The organism is Lysobacter sp. DMC104 (assembly GCF_056313665.1).
In genome coordinates this window covers 19,679-35,602 of record NZ_JBQUZW010000021.1, presented here as the reverse complement: position 1 = coordinate 35,602, position 15,924 = coordinate 19,679, and the positions used below count along the sequence as shown (strand labels likewise).

Sequence of the window (15,924 nt, the reverse complement as noted above, 5' to 3'; positions counted from 1 at the left end):
TTGAGTGCCGCCGTTGCGATCGATCTCCCGACTCACCGTGGAGGGCGCCCGCCCCAGCGAAGCGGCGATCGCACGGATCGACCGTCCTGCGGCCAGTCCGCGGGAGATCTCCTCGCGCTCGGCCAGACTCAGCGCCCGCGGTGATCGCCGCCTCGCCGGCGGGCGAATGCCGCCATGCCGAATCAGGATGCTGCGGACGGAGCTGGCATGCCGGTCAAACAGGGCGGCGATCCGATGCACCGGCTCGCCGCATTGCCAGCGATCCCACATCAGGGCCTTCTGGCTATCGGTGTAATGGATTCTTTTCCTATGCTTCATCTGCAACACCTCCGCCGCCTGCACAGCCTTCAGTGTGTTGCATCGATCGGTTGAATCCGCGGACGAAAGAAAACGTTTCAGAGCCACTTCACATCTGCCATCGGGAACGTGGCCGGGATTTTTCGACGAGGCATCCATGCCTCATCGAAAAACGGCGGACATCATGTCCGCCGCCCTCCGGGTCTCCGGTTCATGGATCGCTCGTCGATCCGGAATCCGCGTCGGGACGAACGCGCATTGGACGGCGTCCTGGCTGCGACCTACCGGACCTCAGCCTGCCTGCGGCAGCGACAACCCCGCATTGCCCCGCCACGCCAGCCACAACAACGGCGCGCTGAGCCCCGCGATCACGGGAAATGCGATCGCGACGGCGGAGGGCGACGCCATGCCCGGCCAATCGGCCGTCAGCATCGGCCACAGCCCCAGCACGACCAGCCGCACCGCTTCGAGCGCGAGGCCCCACGCGCGGCTTTCCAGCAGCGCACCGAGCGCGCACAGGCCGGCCGTCACGAACCCCGCGAGCGCCAGCGCCTGCAGGCCGTGGAGCGCGGGCGCGTGCGCCAGGAACTGCGTGCCCAGTCCCAGCAGCAGCGCGAAGTGGAACAGCGCGTAGCCCTGCATCGGGCGCGACGACGGCGGGTCGTATTCGCGGCGGGCGAGATCGAACGCCGGCTTCGGGAAGCGCTCGGCCACGTCGGCCGGCCGCCAGCCCGGGGGCTTCAACCAGACGCGCAGCTTGTCGCGCCAACGGCGGGCATGCCATGCATCCTTCGCCAATGCCGCGTAGACCTCGATGTTCGCCCACAGCGGATTGAAGCTGCGCAGCGGCGCGCGCGTGCCGAACACCGGCGGGTCGTCGTCCTCCTCCTCGACGAAGGTGCCGAAGAGGCGATCCCACAGGATGAAGATGCCACCGTAATTCCGGTCGAGGTAGCGATCGTTCACCGCGTGGTGCGCGCGGTGGTTCGACGGCGAGGCGAACACGCGGTCGAACCAGCCCAGCTTCGGCACCAGTTCGGTGTGGATCCAGTACTGGTACAGCAGGTCGATCACCGCGACCACGGCGAACACCTCCACCGGCACGCCCAGCACCGCCAGCGGCACGTAGAAGATCCATCCCAGCAGCACGCCGCTGCCGGTCTGGCGCAGCGCGGTGCCGAGGTTGTAGCGCTCGCTCTGGTGGTGCACCACGTGCGCGGCCCACAGCACGCCGACCTCGTGCCCGGCACGATGCAGCCAGTAGTAGCAGAAGTCGTACAGCACCAGTGCGACCAGCCATACCCAAGGACTCGTTGCGGGCAGGTCGAACAGCGCCACCCGCGGTAGCAGCCACGCATAGAGGCCGATGGTCAGCACCTTCGCGAATGCGCCGACCACCTGCGACAGCACGCCCAGGCCGATGCTGGCGATGGCGTCGTTCAGGCGATACACGCGCCGCCGCATCAGCCGCGCGGCCAGCAGTTCGATCGCCATCAGCACGAAGAAGCCGGGGATCGCGACCATCATGATCCGTTCGGCGAGCGATGGCGTCATCGCGCCTCCACCGAACGCGCGATGCACCATTGCGCGATCCAGTAGGTCGAGAGGATCGCCAGCGGCGCCAGCGGGATGCCGCCGCCGAAGCGATCCCACGCCAGCAGGCTGTCGCTGGCGACGAAGCACACCGCACCGAACGCGACGAACCGGGTCGCCCGCGGCCACGTGCGCATGAGCGCGGGCGTCCACGCGCGCGCCAGCGCCAGCGCCGCCATCGACGCGAGCACCACGACGTAGGCGATCACCGCCCCCTTCAACGCCGGCGCGATGTGCGGCAGCAGGCCTGCGAGATTGATCGCCACGACCACCGCCAGCACGCCGAAGCCGATCGCGCGCGCCATCCACGTCGAGCCCGGCGCGAACGCGACGACGTAGCCGACGTGCGCCAGCAGGAACGCGACCAGACCGGGCACGAACAGATCGGTCGGCAGCATCAGCAGCACGTCGCCGAGCAGCGACAACGTCATACCGACGAGCACGGCGCGCCGGTAGCGCACGCCGATCGCGGGCGCGGCCGCGGCGGCCCGCCACAGGATCAGCGTGGTCGCCAGCGGCTTGGTCACGTAGTGCAGCCACAGCGCATCGCCGCCCAGCCACGCGCCGGCGATCGCGGCGATGGCGGACAGCAGAATCGCGATGTCGAGTCCTTTCATCGAGCCGTCCTCATTTCAGCCAGCCGATCTCGGCGGCGGTCACCGTGCCCACCATCGTCTGGTGCAGGCCTTCGGGAATTTCGGCATCGGCCGGCGACAGCGGGATGCGCCCGCCCATCAGTTCCGCCGCCGTCTGCGGATAGCGCGGCTGGCGGCCGGGGTCGGCATAGCCTTCGGGGAACAGTGGCAGCGTCGTCGCCGGGTCGTACTTGTCGGTCGCGCCGACCGTGTGCAGGAACTCGTGCGCGATCACGACCTGGTTCTCGCCTTCCATCTGCGTGCCGGCGAAGGCGTTGACCACGCCGATCAGGCCCTTCTCCAGCCCCAGCGAATGCGCCAGCCGCGGATGACGGTCGGGGTCGTAGTACAGCACGAACATCCGGATCTGCCCCGGGCCGGTCTTGTAGTCGCCATGCTGCCACGCCCACCAGCGCAGCCGCAGGCTCCAGGCCATCACCGCGAGGATGTTGCCGTTCGGCGGCGGCGCCGGCGGCAGTTCGTGCACCTCGGGCGCCACCCGCACCCGCACCGGCGGCTGGTCGTACGCCAGCTTCACGCCGTAGCGGCTCGCCTCGGCGCTGAAGAACGCCTCCACCGGCGCGAAGCGTTCCGGGGTGAGGGTCGCGATCGTGCGCGCGCTGGCGTCGCTGCCGTCACCGTTGATCGGGTAGACGACGAGATAGAGCGGATGCTTCCACGAGGTGGTCTGCGCGCGGTCGCGCCAGGCCCCGAGGGCGACGATCAGCAACACCACCAGCAGCAGGAGGACGCGGACACTCTTGGCGTTGGACATCGCGGAAACGGGCTCCCGGTCGTGCCTGGGGAATTGTCGTGCCATGAAAACACGAAAGCCCCGCGGAGGCGGGGCTTTGTGTGACAGGCTGCCGTGAGAAACCCGCAGTTCCGGGCTTCCCCTCGTGACGACTCGTTCATCGTCGTCGCGAACAGACCTCTACCTTGCGTGGTGCCGGAAACAGGAGTCGAACCTGCGACCTACGCATTACGAATGCGCCGCTCTACCAACTGAGCTATTCCGGCAATGGAACTGCGCCGCCGGCGGGCCGGTGGCGGGATGGGGATTCTAGGTTTCCGGGGCGGTTGCGGTCAACGTGCTTCAGTCGATCAACTGCACCCGGAGTTCCTTGGGCAGGGCGAAGACCATGCTCTCGGGCTCGCCGTCCAGCTCGCGGAGGCCGCCGGCGCCGAGTTCACGCAGGCGGGCAATCACGCCCTGGACCAGCACGTCCGGGGCCGAGGCGCCGGCGGTCACGCCGATGTGGCGGCGGCCCTCGACCCAGCGCGGGTCGATCTCCTCCGCCCCGTCGATGAGGTAGGCCTCCACCCCTTCCCGCTCGGCCAGTTCGCGCAGGCGGTTGGAATTGGAGCTGTTCGGCGACCCCACCACCAGCACCAGGTCGCACTGTGCAGCCAGTTCGCGCACGGCGTCCTGGCGGTTCTGGGTGGCGTAACAGATGTCGTCGTTGCGCGGCCCCTGCATGGCCGGGTACTTGGCGCGCAGGGCGGCGATGATGTCGCGGGTGTCGTCCACCGACAGCGTGGTCTGGGTGGTGTAGGCCAGGTGCTCGGGCTGGCCGACGTCCAGCCGCGCGACGTCGTCCAGGTCCTCGACCAGATGGATCGCGCCTGCACCGGCTTCCGCCAGCCACTGGCCCATCGTGCCCTCCACTTCCGGGTGCCCGGCGTGGCCGATCAGCACCACGTCGCGCCCAGCGCGGCAATGGCGGGCCACTTCCAGATGCACCTTCGTCACCAGCGGGCAGGTGGCGTCGAAGATCTTCAGGCCGCGGCGCTCCGCTTCGACGCGCACCGCCTGCGAGACACCGTGGGCGCTGAAGATGACCGTGGCGCCGTCGGGTACTTCGTCCAGTTCCTCGACGAAGATCGCGCCGCGCTGGCGCAGGTCGTCGACGACGAACCGGTTGTGCACGACTTCGTGGCGGACGTAGATCGGCGCGCCCAGCAGTTCGATCGCGCGCTTGACGATCTCGATCGCGCGGTCGACGCCGGCGCAGAAGCCGCGGGGATTGGCGAGGATGATTTCCATGGCGGGATTATCCCCCCTTCCCCGCCGCCTTGCCGCGGTCACCGAACAGGCCCATCAGCAGCAGCGCGATCGCACCGCAGACGATGGCCGAATCGGCGATGTTGAACGATGGGTAGTAGTAGACGTCCTTCCAGTGCCACTGGATGAAATCGACCACGTGGCCGTGCTGCAGGCGGTCGATCAGGTTGCCCAGCGCGCCGCCGATCACCAGCGAGAACGGCAGCGCGTTGCGCCAGTCGCCGCGCGGCGTGCGCGCCAGCCAGACGCCCAGCACGAGACTGATCACCGCCGCCAGCCCGGAGAAGACGTACTTCTGCCAGCCGCCGGCATCGGCGAGGAAGCTGAAGGCCGCCCCCGTGTTGTAGCTGCGGAACCAGTTCCAGACGCCGTCGATCACCACCACCGGCTGGTATTCCGGCAGCGAGGACAGCACCCAGGCCTTGCTCCACTGGTCGAGGCTGATCACGACCGCCGACAGCAGCAGCCAGATCAGGGCGTTGGGTTTGGGAAGGGACGACATCGCTCGGAGAACCTTGGCTGTTGCCTTCTCCCCGCGGGAGAAGGTGGCGCAAAGCGCCGGATGAGGGAATGCGCGACACGGGCAGAGAGGACACGGGCAATCCGACCCTCATCCGCCCTTCGGGCACCTTCTCCCGGCGGGAGAAGGAAACATCAGAACCAGCGGCGATCCTCGCCCGGGCCGTCGACGTTGCTCACGCAGCGACCGCACAGCTCGGGATGCTCGGCATGCGCGCCGACGTCGGCGCGGTGGTGCCAGCAGCGGACGCACTTGGGCTTGGCGCTCACCGAGGCCTCGATGCCCGCCGGCCCCTGCGTCACGGCCACGTCGCCGCTGATGAACAGGAAGCGCAGTTCGTCTGCCAGCGGGGCCAGCCACGCGAAGGTCTCGGCGTCGCAGCGGATCGCGATCTCCGCATCCAGCGCCGCGCCGATCTCGCCGCTGGCGCGCATCGGCTCCAGCGTCTTCGCCACCTGTTCGCGCAGCGCGAGCAGGCGCTCGAACTTGGCGCTGTCGAGCACGGCGTTCTGCGCCATCGGCGCCAGCCCGTCGTACCACGTCGCGAACAGCACGTGGCCGCTGCGTTCGCCCGGCAGGTGCGCCCACATCTCGTCGGCGGTGAAGGTGAGGATCGGCGCAATCCAGCGCACGAAGGCCTCGGCGATGCGGTACATCGCGCTCTGCGCGCTACGCCGGCCGCGCGAATCCTCGCGCATCGTGTACAGGCGATCCTTGGTGACGTCGAGGTACAGCGAGCCGAGGTCGACGCTGCAGAAGTTCACCAGCGCCTGCACCACTTCGGGGAAGTCGTAGCGCGTGTAGGCGTTGGCGATCTGGTGCTGCAGCACGTCGGCGCGATGCACCGCCCAGCGATCCAGCGCCAGCATGTCCTCCAGCGGCAGCAGGTCGCGCGCCGGATCGAAGCCGGCGAGGTTCGCGAGCAGGAAGCGCGCGGTGTTGCGCAGGCGGCGATAGACGTCCGCGCTGCGCTTGAGGATGGTGTCGGAGACCGACATCTCGTTGCGGTAGTCGGCCGCGGCCACCCACAGGCGCAGCACGTCGGCGCCCATCTGGTCGATCTCCTTCTGCGGCTCGACCACGTTGCCGAGCGACTTCGACATCTTCTTGCCGTGCTCGTCGACGGTGAAGCCGTGCGTCAGCACCTGCCGGTACGGCGCATGCCCGTCCATCGCGATGCCGGTGAGCAGCGCGCTGTGGAACCAGCCGCGGTGCTGGTCCGAACCTTCGAGGTACATGTCGGCCGGCTTGCGCAGGCCGTCCTGCGGCCGCGCGGCGAGCACGCACTCGTGGCTGACGCCCGAATCGAACCACACGTCGAGGATGTCGGTGACCTTGTCGTAGTCCTGCGCCTGCGGGCCCAGCAGTTCGGCCGCGTCCAGCGCGTACCACGCATCGGCGCCGCCGTTTTCCACATAGTCGGCGACCTGGCGCATCAGCGACGGCGAATTCGGATGCGGTTCGCCGGTCTCGCGATGCACGAACAGCGCGATCGGCACGCCCCAGGTGCGCTGGCGCGAGATCGTCCAGTCCGGGCGGTTGTCGATCATGCCGGTGATGCGCGCCTGGCCCCAGTCGGGGAACCATTCGACCTGCTTGATCGCGTCCAGCGCGTCGGCGCGCAGGTTCGCCTGGTCCATCGAGATGAACCACTGCGGCGTGGCGCGGAACGCCACCGGCGACTTGTGGCGCCAGCAGTGCGGGTAGCTGTGGGTCAGCGGGAAATACGCGAGCAGCGCGCCGGTGCCGCGCAGCGCGTCGACGATCGCGGCATTCGCCTTCCAGATGTGCATGCCGGCCAGCACGAGTTCGCCGTCCGCGGTGCGGAACGGCAGCGTCGACGGCAGGTACACGCCCTTACCGTCCACCGGATTGAGTTGCGCGGCGGTGTACTGGTCGATCAGGCCGTAAGCCTTGCCGACCACGAAGTCCTCCTGACCATGGCCGGGCGCGGTGTGCACGGCACCGGTGCCGTCTTCGGCGCTGACGTGGTCGCCGAGGATCAGCGGGATGTCGCGTTCGGCATAGAAGGGATGCGCGAGGATCAGGTTCTCCAGCGCCGCGCCGTGCGCGCGGCCCAGCACCACCGGCTCGTCGATGCCGTAGCGCTTCAGCGCCTTCGCGGCCAGCGCGTCGGCCAGCACCAGCAGGCGGCGCTTGCCGTCGCGCTCCGGGCCTTCGACCAGCGCGTATTCGAGGTCCGGGCCCAGCGACACCGCCAGCGACGCCGGCAGGGTCCACGGGGTGGTGGTCCAGATCGGCACGGCGACTTCGACATCGCCATCGAGGCCGACGCCGAACTTCGCGGCGAGCGCATGCGGATCGCGCGCGGTGTAGGCCACGTCGACCGCGGGCGACTGCTTGTCGGCGTATTCGATCTCGGCCTCGGCCAGCGCCGAGCCGCAGTCGAAGCACCAGTGCACCGGCTTCACGCCGCGCGAGAGGTGACCGCGGTCGACGATCTTCGCCAGCGCGCGCAGCATGTCCGCCTCGTAGCGGAAGTCCATCGTGCGGTACGGGTTGTCCCAGTCGCCGAGCACGCCGAGGCGCTTGAAGTCCTTGCGCTGCAGGTCGATCTGCTCGGCGGCGTATTCGCGGCAGCGCTTGCGGAACGTGGCGGCGTCGATCTTCTCGCCGACCTTGCCGAACTTCTTCTCGACCTGCAGTTCGATCGGCAGGCCGTGGCAGTCCCAGCCGGGCACATAGGGCGCATCGAAGCCGGCCATCAGCTTCGACTTCACCACGATGTCCTTGAGGATCTTGTTGACCGCGTGGCCGATGTGGATCGCGCCGTTGGCGTACGGCGGACCGTCGTGCAGCACGAAGAGCGGGCGGCCCTTCGCATGCGCGCGGACCTGTGCGTACAGGTCCTGCGCCTGCCAGCGCGCGAGCGCGATCGGCTCACGCTTGGGCAGGTCGCCGCGCATCGGGAAATCCGTGGCCGGCAGGTGGAGGGTGGCCTTGTAGCGGTTGTTGTCCTGGTCGCTCACGCGCTGACTCGTTCTGTCGTCTGGGTGTCGTCCGTCGCGTCGAGCAGGCGTCGCGCCTGCGCGGCATCGCGGTCCATCTGCGCGACGAGCGTCGGCAGATCGGGGAATTTCTCTTCGTCGCGCAACCGCGCGACGAACTCGACCTCGATGTGGCGACCGTAGAGGTCGCCGTCGAAATCGAAGAGGTGGGCTTCCAGCAGCGGCTCGCGGCCGCCGACGGTGGGCCGGGTGCCGAAGCTCGACACCGACGGCCACGGCGCATCGGCGACGCCGTGCACGCGGGTGGCGTAGATGCCGCGCAGCGCCGGCGTGCCGTACGGGAAACGCAGGTTCGCGGTGGGATAGCCCAGCGTGCGGCCGAGCTGCTGGCCGCGAACCACGCGGCCGGAGATCGCGTACGGGGAACCCAGCAGGCGCGTGGCGGTGACGAAATCGCCTGCCTGCAACGCGGCGCGGATGCGGGTGCTCGACACCGGCTGGCCGTCCAGCAAAACCGGCGCGATGGTGCCGGCGGCGAAGCCGTGCTCGACGCCCATCGCGATCAGCAGGTCGAGATTGCCGGCGCGGGCGCGACCGAAGCGGAAATCGGGGCCGACCCAGACCTCGCGGGCGCGCAGCCGGCCGACCAGCAGCCGGCGGACGAAGTCCTCCGGCGAGACCGCGGCCATCGCGGCGTTGAAGCGCAACAGGCCGACGAGATCGATGCCCAGGCTGTGGAAACCGGCGAGCTTGGCCCGCGGCAGTTGCAGGCGCGGCGGCGGCACTGCGGGCGAGAAGAACTCGCGCGGCAGCGGTTCGAAGCCGACCGCGACGGCCGGCACGCCCAGCGCGCGGGCGCGCTCGACCGCACGGCCCACCAGCGCGCGATGGCCGACGTGCAGGCCATCGAAGGCGCCGATGCAGACCACGCTGCCTTCGGGGCACAGCGGCCCGCCGTCGAGATCGCGGAAGAGATCGGTCATCGGGAATTCGGAAGCGGCCGGACCGGAATGCCGGTGCGGCCACGCAGGTACCGGAAAACCCCGAGTATAGCCGGGCGCGCGCAACGCCGGGCCACGCTCAGTGCTCGCGCAGTTCGCGCGGGCGAAAACCCATCGCCACCATCGCCACGGCGTAGACCACCACGCCGGTCGCCACCAACGCGATCAGCCAGCCGATCCGCTGCCACAGTCCGACGACGGTGAAGTCCGGCGCCCAGTGCAGGCCCAGCAGCACTGCGCCGGTCATCGCCGCACAGCTGACCACCAGCCGGACCGTGTAGCGTCCCCAGCCCGGCAGCGGCTGGTAGACGCCGTCGCGCCGCAGCCAGCGCCACAGCAGCCACAGGTTCAGGTAACTGGCCAGCGCACTCGCCAGACCCAGCGCCAGGTGCAGGCCCGGCGTCTTCGCCAGCGCCACCAGCACCGGCCCGTCGCGCAGTTCGGGCTTGACCCACAGTCCGTACAGCACGGCGAGGATGGCGACGTTGAAGCCCATGTTCGCGATCATCGACGCCAGCCCCGCCTTCACCGGGGTACGGGTGTCCTGGCGTGCGTAGAACGCCGGCAGCAGCACCTTCACCAGCGCGAACGACGGCAGCCCGAAACTCAGGCCGAACACCGACATCGCGGTCATCTCGGTGTCGAACGGGCGGAATGCACGGTGCTGGAACAGCGTGGCGACCAGCGGCACCGACAGCAGCATCAGCCCGAGCATCGCCGGGATCGCGATCATCAACGTGGTCCGCAGGCCCCAGTCCAGCGCCCGCGAGAAGCCGACGTGGTCGGTGTTGACGTGGTGGCGCGACAGCGTGGGGAGGATCACCGTGCCCAGCGCGATGCCGAACACGCCCAGCGGCAGTTCGAGGAAGCGGTCGGCCTGCGACAGCCAGGTCTGCGAGCCGACGAACAGCAGCGCCGCGATCACCGTGTCCAGCAGCAGGTTGATCTGCGCCACCGACGAGCCGAACAAGGTCGGCACCATCAGCCGGATCACCTTGCGCACGTCGGGATGCTGCCAGCCCCACTTCGGCAGCGTGAGCAGATCCAGCCCACGGAGCGCAGGCAGCTGGAACAGCAGCTGCAGCAGGCCGGCGGCCATCACCGCCCAGCCCAGCGCGGTGATCGGCACCGTCAGCCGCGGCGCCAGCCACAGCGCGCCGGCGATCATGCAGAGATTGAGGATCACCGGCGTGAAGGCCGGGATGCCGAAGCGGTTGAAGCTGTTCAGCGCCCCGCCCGCCAGCGCGGTCAGCGACACGAACAGGATGAAGGGGAAGGTCAGCCGCAGCAGGTCGACGGTCAGCCCGAACTTCTCCGAGTCGGCCTCGGCGCCGAGGTTGAACAGGGTGGCGATCTGCGGCGTGAACACCATACCCAGCGCCGTGACCACCAGCAGCACACCGCCGAGGGTGCCCGAGACCCGGGCCATCAGCTCCTTCAGGTCGGCATGGGGCCGGGTTTCCTTGACCTCGGTGAACACCGGGACGAAGGCGGTCGAGAACGAGCCCTCCGCGAACAGCCGGCGCATGAAGTTCGGAATGCGGAACGCCACCCAGAAGGCGTCGGTGGCCGCGCCGGGGGTGAACGTGGTGCCGATCGCGATGTCGCGGATCAGCCCCAGCACCCGCGAAACCAGCGTCATGCTGCTGAACGACAGCAGCCCGCGCAGCATGCCGCCCTTCGGCGCGGCGCCCGGCGCCGGCCCGCTCATGCCGCCACCTCGGCCCGGTTGACGCAACCCACTGAATCGCCCATAATTTTCTGTCTCGCTGTCCGCATGGCGGCAGTCTGCCCCTTCTTTTCCCTTACGATCGAGCGGCCGGCGCCGCTGGATTCAACCGTCAACCCCAGGATTTCACCGTGGCCAACATCAAGTCCGCCAAGAAGCGCGCCAAGCAGACCGTCGTGCGCAACGCGCGCAACACCGCCCAGCGCTCCCAGCTCCGCACCGCCGTCAAGAAGGTCCTCAAGGCCCTCGACTCGAACGACGCCGCCGGCGCCGAAGCCGCCTTCGCCGTGGCCCAGCCGATCCTCGATCGCTTCAGCTCGCGCGGCCTGATCCACAAGAACAAGGCCGCTCGCCACAAGAGCCGCCTGACCGCGCGCATCAAGGCCCTCAAGGCCGGCTGATCCGCCTGCGTCGACGACCGAAGCACCGAAAAACCCGGCTCCGGCCGGGTTTTTTGTTGCCTGCAGGTGCCCGCCGTTCACGACATGGGTCGAGCGGCCTTCAGGCCGCTTCGACGCCGGGCGAAAAGCGAAGCGGCCTGAAGGCCGCTCTGCCGGATCGATCACATCAGGCATCGGGCGCGCGGCCCGCGGCCTTCGCCTCGGCCTGCGCTTCGCGCTCGGCTTCGCGCAGGCGATCGAAGAAGTGCTGGACCTCCAGCATGATCGGCCACGTGCCCTCGCGCGACAGCGCGGAGACCATGTACCACGGCCCTTCCCAGCCGAGTTCGGCGACGATCGCCTCGGCGCGTTCGCGGGCCTCGTCCTCGAACATCAGGTCGGCCTTGTTGAGGATCAGCCAGCGCGGCTTCTCCAGCATGCCGGGGTCGTACTTGCGCAGCTCGTGCTCGATCGCACGCACCTGCTCGGCCGGCGACACCGTGACCCCACCACTGCCGCCTTCGTGCAGGCCGTCGTCGCCCATCGGCGCCATGTCGACCAGGTGCAGCAGCAGCCGCGTGCGCTGCACGTGACGCAGGAACAGGCTGCCGAGACCGGCGCCTTCGGCCGCGCCCTCGATCAGGCCGGGAATGTCGGCGATCACGAAGCTGCGGTGCGGCTCGACGCTGACCACGCCGAGGTTCGGATACAGCGTGGTGAACGGATAGTCCGCGACCTTCGGCGTCGCCGCCGACACCGCGCGGATGAAGGTGCTCTTGCCGGCGTTGGGGAAGCCCAGCAGGCCGACGTCGGCCAGCAGCTTCAGCTCGAGCTTGAGCAGGCGCTCCTCGCCCGGCAGACCCGGCAGCGCCTTGCGCGGCGCGCGGTTCACCGAGCTCTTGAAGTGCATGTTGCCGAGGCCGCCCTTGCCGCCCTTCGCGACCAGCAGGCGCTCGCCGTGACGGGTCAGGTCGCCGATGACCTCGTCGGTCTCGACGTTGGTGACCACCGTGCCCACCGGCACCGTGATGGTCAGGTCCTCGCCGCCCTTGCCGTACATCTGCCGGCCCATGCCGTTCTCGCCGCGCTGGGCGCGGAAGCGCCGCTCGTGGCGGAAGTCGACCAGCGTGTTGAGGTTTTCGTCGGCCTGCAGCCAGACGCTGCCGCCGTCGCCGCCATCGCCGCCATCGGGGCCGCCCAGCGGGATGAATTTCTCGCGCCGGAAACCGACGCAGCCGTTGCCGCCATTGCCGGCCACGACCTGGATTTCGGCTTCATCGACGAGTTTCATGGGATGCAGGTTCCGGAAGAAGGACGAGAGTGACGGGATTCGGTGAAGCAGGCGCGAAGCGACATCGTCGCAGAAACGAAAAGCCCCGCCGGAGCGGGGCCTTTCGCGGACTGCGCGCGACCGGTCAGACGATGCTGACGGTGCGGCGCTTGTTCGGGCCCTTGACCGAGAACGCCACCTTGCCGTCGACCAGCGCGAACAGCGTGTGGTCGCGGCCGAGGCCGACGCCCGGGCCCGGATGGAACTGGGTACCGCGCTGACGGACGATGATGTTGCCGGCTTCGACGGCCTGGCCGCCGAACAGCTTCACGCCCAGGAATTTCGGGTTGGAGTCGCGGCCGTTGCGCGAGGAACCTACGCCCTTTTTATGTGCCATGGCGGCTTCTCCTTACTTGTTGCCACCGGCGATGCCGGTGATCTGGATTTCGGTGTAGTGCTGCCGGTGGCCCATCTGCTTGCGATGGTGCTTGCGGCGACGGAACTTGACGATGCGGATCTTGTCGGCGCGACCGTGGCCGAGCACCTTCGCGGTGACGCTGGCGCCCTTGAGCGCGTCGCCCAGGGTGACACCCTCGCCGTCGCCGAGCATCAGCACGTTGTCGAAGATGATCTCGCTGCCGGCATCGACCTCGAGCAGCTCGACGCGGAGCGTCTCGCCTTGCATCACGCGGTATTGCTTACCGCCGGTGACCAGAACTGCGTACATGAACGGATTCCTCTGTCGTTATTGGGTGTAGCTGGGTGTCGCGGGTGACGCAAAACCGCCCCTGCGGGCGGAAAGACCGGCAATATTAATGACTTGCGCCCCCGATCGCAAGCCGCATCTCGCCCCGGGCCTAGCGTCCGCCCGCGGACCTGCGTCGCCTCGACGAACGAGAAATGCGATTCCCCACCCTGAAAAACGCGGGTCGAAGACACTTGCGAGCCCGTCGAAGACCGGCTTAGCCTCGGTTCGGAAATGTAAACAAATGTTGCGGCACGGGAGAGGTGCCGCGGAGTTTCCGGTCTCCGGAACGGCCACCACGGCCGGTCGGGACCGGCCGCCAGTGCCGGCAGCACAAGGAGTCCGTCTTCCGATGTCGATCGCCCCATCATCGATGCGCGCGCCGTCCCGGCGCCCGGACCAACATCGCGTCCGCGCCCGCCACGTCCCGGTCCGGGTCGCCCTCCCCATCCCCTAGCGCTTCCGCTCACCGCCATGACGTCGGCGCGTCCGCCGGCGGCATGACGCTGCCCGCTCTCCGGACAAGCCCGGGGAGCGGTTCCCCCGTCGCCGGCGGATGCCGGCGCCATCCCGAAGGCCGTTTGCGCCCCCATTCCGCGCCCGGCCTCATGCATGAAGGAGTCTTGCATCATGATCCGACCCAATCGCCACCAGGTCCTGAGGCTGTCCGCCCTGGCCATCGCCGCCGCCGCGATCGTCGCGCCGGCCGCGTGGTCCGGCGGCCGCGCCCCGGTCGCCCATCGCGCCCTCGTCGCGAAGAGCACCGCCGCACAGACCGAACTCAACGACCGCTTCATCGTCACCTACCGTGACGCCACCCGCGCCGCCAAGACCGCGCTCGCCGGGCGTTTCGCCGGCGCGGCGAACGGCCTCGGCCTGACCGTCAGCCCGGTGCGCACGCTGTCGACCGGCGCCGACGTGATCCGCGTCGATCGTCCGCTCGACGCGACCGAGAGCAAGCAGCTCTTCGTCGAACTGATGAAGGACCCGAACGTGCTGGCGGTCGAACCCGACGTCCGGGTCAAGCCGCTGTTCGTGCCGAACGATCCGCTGTACGCCCAGCAGTGGCACTACAAGAACGGCCCCGGCGGCATCAATGCCGAACCGGCCTGGGACATCACCAAGGGCAGCGGCATCGTCGTCGGCGTGATCGACACCGGCATCACCCCGCACAGCGAGTTCGCCGGCCAGCTGGTGCCGGGCTACGACTTCATCGCCGACATCGACACCGCCGCCGACGGCGACGGCCGCGACGCCGATCCGAACGATCCGGGCGACTGGACCGCGGCGGGCGAATGCACGTTCTTCGACGAGGACAGCAGCTGGCACGGCACCCACGTCGCCGGCACCATCGCCGCGCTCAGCGACAACGGCAGCGGCACCGCCGGCGTGGCGCCGAACGCGAAGATCCAGCCGCTGCGCGTGCTCGGCAAGTGCGGCGGTTACATCTCCGACATCGCCGACGCCATCACCTGGGGTTCCGGCGGCACCGTCGCCGGCATCCCGGCGAACGCCAATCCGGCGGAAGTGCTGAACCTGAGCCTCGGCGGCGGCGGTGCCTGCGGCGTCGCGCTGCAGAGCGCGATCGACGGCGCGGTGGGTCGCGGCACCACGATCGTGGTCGCGGCCGGCAACGCCGGCGGCGACGTCGCCAACGCGCAGCCGGCGAACTGCAACAACGTGATCGCCGTGTCCGCGGTCGGTCCGACCGGCACGCTCGCCAGCTACTCGAACTACGGCGAGAAGGTCGACGTCGCGGCGCCGGGCGGCACCGGCGCTTCGCCGGCGGCCGACAACGTCCTGTCGACGCTCAATCTCGGCCTCACCGACCAGGGCGCGGAAGGCTACGCCTGGTACGCGGGCACGTCGATGGCGGCCCCGCACGTGGCCGGCGTCGCCGCGCTGATCCAGTCCGCCTCGGGCACGCCCAAGACCCCGGCCCAGGTCGAGAAGATCCTGCGCAACACTGCCTACGCCAACGGCGGCTTCCCGGGCGGCTGCTCGTACGCCAAGCCCTGCGGCACCGGCATCATCGATGCCACCGCCGCCGTGCGCGTCGCCAACGGCACCGACCCGCTGCCGTCCGACCCGCCGCCACCGCCGCCGCCGCCGCCGGCCACCGAACTGGCCAACGGCGTCACCGTCACCGGCATCACCGTCGGCACCAACGGCGAAGTGAAGTACCAGCTGGTGGTGCCGAACGGCGCGACCAACCTGTTGTTCGCGATGTACGGCGGCACCGGCGACGCCGACATGTACATCAAGTACGGCGCCCCGCCGACCAACACGTCGTACGACTGCCGTCCGTACGCGTTCGGCAACACCGAGAACTGCTTCTTCCCGGCCCCGCGCGCCGGCGTGTGGTACGTCACGCTCAAGGGTTACAGCGCCGGCACCGGCATTTCGCTGTACCCGAGCTTCGTCGACGCCAACTACCCGTACAAGGAATCGGCGACGGTGACGCAGCTGACGAACCATCGCACCAGCGTCGTCCTGACCTGGCAGCATGGCAAGAAGCAGGTGGACATCTACCGCAACGGCCTGATCTACAACAGCCGTCGCAACACGTTCACGTTCACCGACAACTTCCGCATCATCGGCACGGGCACCATGACCTACAAGATCTGCAACCAGGGCACCAGCGAGTGCTCGAACGAGGTCTCGGTCGACTACGCGTCGAAGAAGTAACGGCGCAGGCAAGACAGGGCGTCGCCGTGCCT

General features: G+C 68.9%; 14 protein-coding genes and 1 tRNA gene. 2 read left to right on the top strand and 13 right to left on the bottom strand.

Annotated features, from left to right (window positions below):
- The 10 genes from ACT53R_RS19170 to murJ all read right to left on the bottom strand — a co-directional run.
- Positions 1-318: helix-turn-helix domain-containing protein (locus ACT53R_RS19170; RefSeq protein ID WP_476173519.1), on the bottom strand; the 318-nt coding region annotated here is incomplete at its 3' end.
- A 270-nt stretch (positions 319-588) separates the two neighbouring features.
- Positions 589-1,851, bottom strand: coding sequence for a sterol desaturase family protein (locus ACT53R_RS19165; protein ID WP_476173513.1), 1,263 nt, complete (start codon positions 1,849-1,851; stop codon positions 589-591).
- A complete protein-coding gene (locus tag ACT53R_RS19160) occupies positions 1,848-2,507 on the bottom strand; it encodes a lysoplasmalogenase (protein WP_476173512.1) in 660 nt (219 codons plus the stop codon). Before ACT53R_RS19160 ends, ACT53R_RS19165 begins: the two co-directional genes overlap by 4 nt.
- 10 nt (positions 2,508-2,517) lie before the next feature.
- On the bottom strand, positions 2,518-3,300 hold the full coding sequence (locus ACT53R_RS19155) for a hypothetical protein (protein ID WP_476173511.1): 783 nt from the start codon (positions 3,298-3,300) through the stop codon (positions 2,518-2,520).
- Positions 3,301-3,469: 169 nt separating this feature from the next.
- Positions 3,470-3,545: transfer RNA gene (locus ACT53R_RS19150), tRNA-Thr, on the bottom strand.
- 76 nt (positions 3,546-3,621) lie between these two features.
- On the bottom strand, positions 3,622-4,572 hold the full coding sequence (gene ispH, locus ACT53R_RS19145) for a 4-hydroxy-3-methylbut-2-enyl diphosphate reductase (protein WP_476173510.1): 951 nt from the start codon (positions 4,570-4,572) through the stop codon (positions 3,622-3,624).
- 7 nt (positions 4,573-4,579) lie between these two features.
- Positions 4,580-5,092 (bottom strand): signal peptidase II, encoded by a 513-nt coding sequence (gene lspA / locus ACT53R_RS19140; protein ID WP_476173509.1) that lies wholly within the window; start codon positions 5,090-5,092, stop codon positions 4,580-4,582.
- A 152-nt stretch (positions 5,093-5,244) separates the two neighbouring features.
- Positions 5,245-8,037 (bottom strand): isoleucine--tRNA ligase, encoded by a 2,793-nt coding sequence (gene ileS, locus ACT53R_RS19135; RefSeq protein WP_476173518.1) that lies wholly within the window; start codon positions 8,035-8,037, stop codon positions 5,245-5,247.
- Between the two features lie 59 nt (positions 8,038-8,096).
- The gene (locus tag ACT53R_RS19130; protein WP_476173508.1) at positions 8,097-9,062 is read right to left on the bottom strand and encodes a bifunctional riboflavin kinase/FAD synthetase; all 966 of its coding nucleotides are present in this window, start codon (positions 9,060-9,062) and stop codon (positions 8,097-8,099) included.
- A 97-nt stretch (positions 9,063-9,159) separates the two neighbouring features.
- On the bottom strand, positions 9,160-10,752 hold the full coding sequence (gene murJ, locus ACT53R_RS19125; protein WP_476173517.1) for a murein biosynthesis integral membrane protein MurJ: 1,593 nt from the start codon (positions 10,750-10,752) through the stop codon (positions 9,160-9,162).
- 188 nt (positions 10,753-10,940) lie between these two features.
- Here murJ and rpsT point away from each other — a divergent pair, with 188 nt between their 5' ends.
- Entirely contained in the window at positions 10,941-11,210 is a 270-nt protein-coding gene (gene rpsT / locus ACT53R_RS19120) for a 30S ribosomal protein S20 (RefSeq protein WP_476173507.1), read from the top strand.
- A gap of 166 nt (positions 11,211-11,376) precedes the next feature.
- On the opposite strand, the gene obgE is transcribed toward rpsT, so the two are convergent.
- The 3 genes from obgE to rplU form a co-directional block, all read right to left on the bottom strand.
- Positions 11,377-12,480, bottom strand: coding sequence for a GTPase ObgE (gene obgE / locus ACT53R_RS19115; protein ID WP_476173506.1), 1,104 nt, complete (start codon positions 12,478-12,480; stop codon positions 11,377-11,379).
- A 124-nt stretch (positions 12,481-12,604) separates the two neighbouring features.
- Positions 12,605-12,856, bottom strand: a complete 252-nt coding sequence (gene rpmA, locus ACT53R_RS19110) for a 50S ribosomal protein L27 (RefSeq protein WP_476173505.1) — start codon at positions 12,854-12,856, stop codon at positions 12,605-12,607.
- A 12-nt stretch (positions 12,857-12,868) separates the two neighbouring features.
- Positions 12,869-13,186, bottom strand: a complete 318-nt coding sequence (rplU, locus tag ACT53R_RS19105; RefSeq protein WP_476173504.1) for a 50S ribosomal protein L21 — start codon at positions 13,184-13,186, stop codon at positions 12,869-12,871.
- A gap of 648 nt (positions 13,187-13,834) precedes the next feature.
- Here rplU and ACT53R_RS19100 point away from each other — a divergent pair.
- Positions 13,835-15,892: a S8 family peptidase gene (locus tag ACT53R_RS19100; protein ID WP_476173503.1), complete on the top strand. Its 2,058-nt coding sequence runs from the start codon at positions 13,835-13,837 to the stop codon at positions 15,890-15,892.
- The last annotated feature ends 32 nt before the right edge of the window (positions 15,893-15,924 follow it).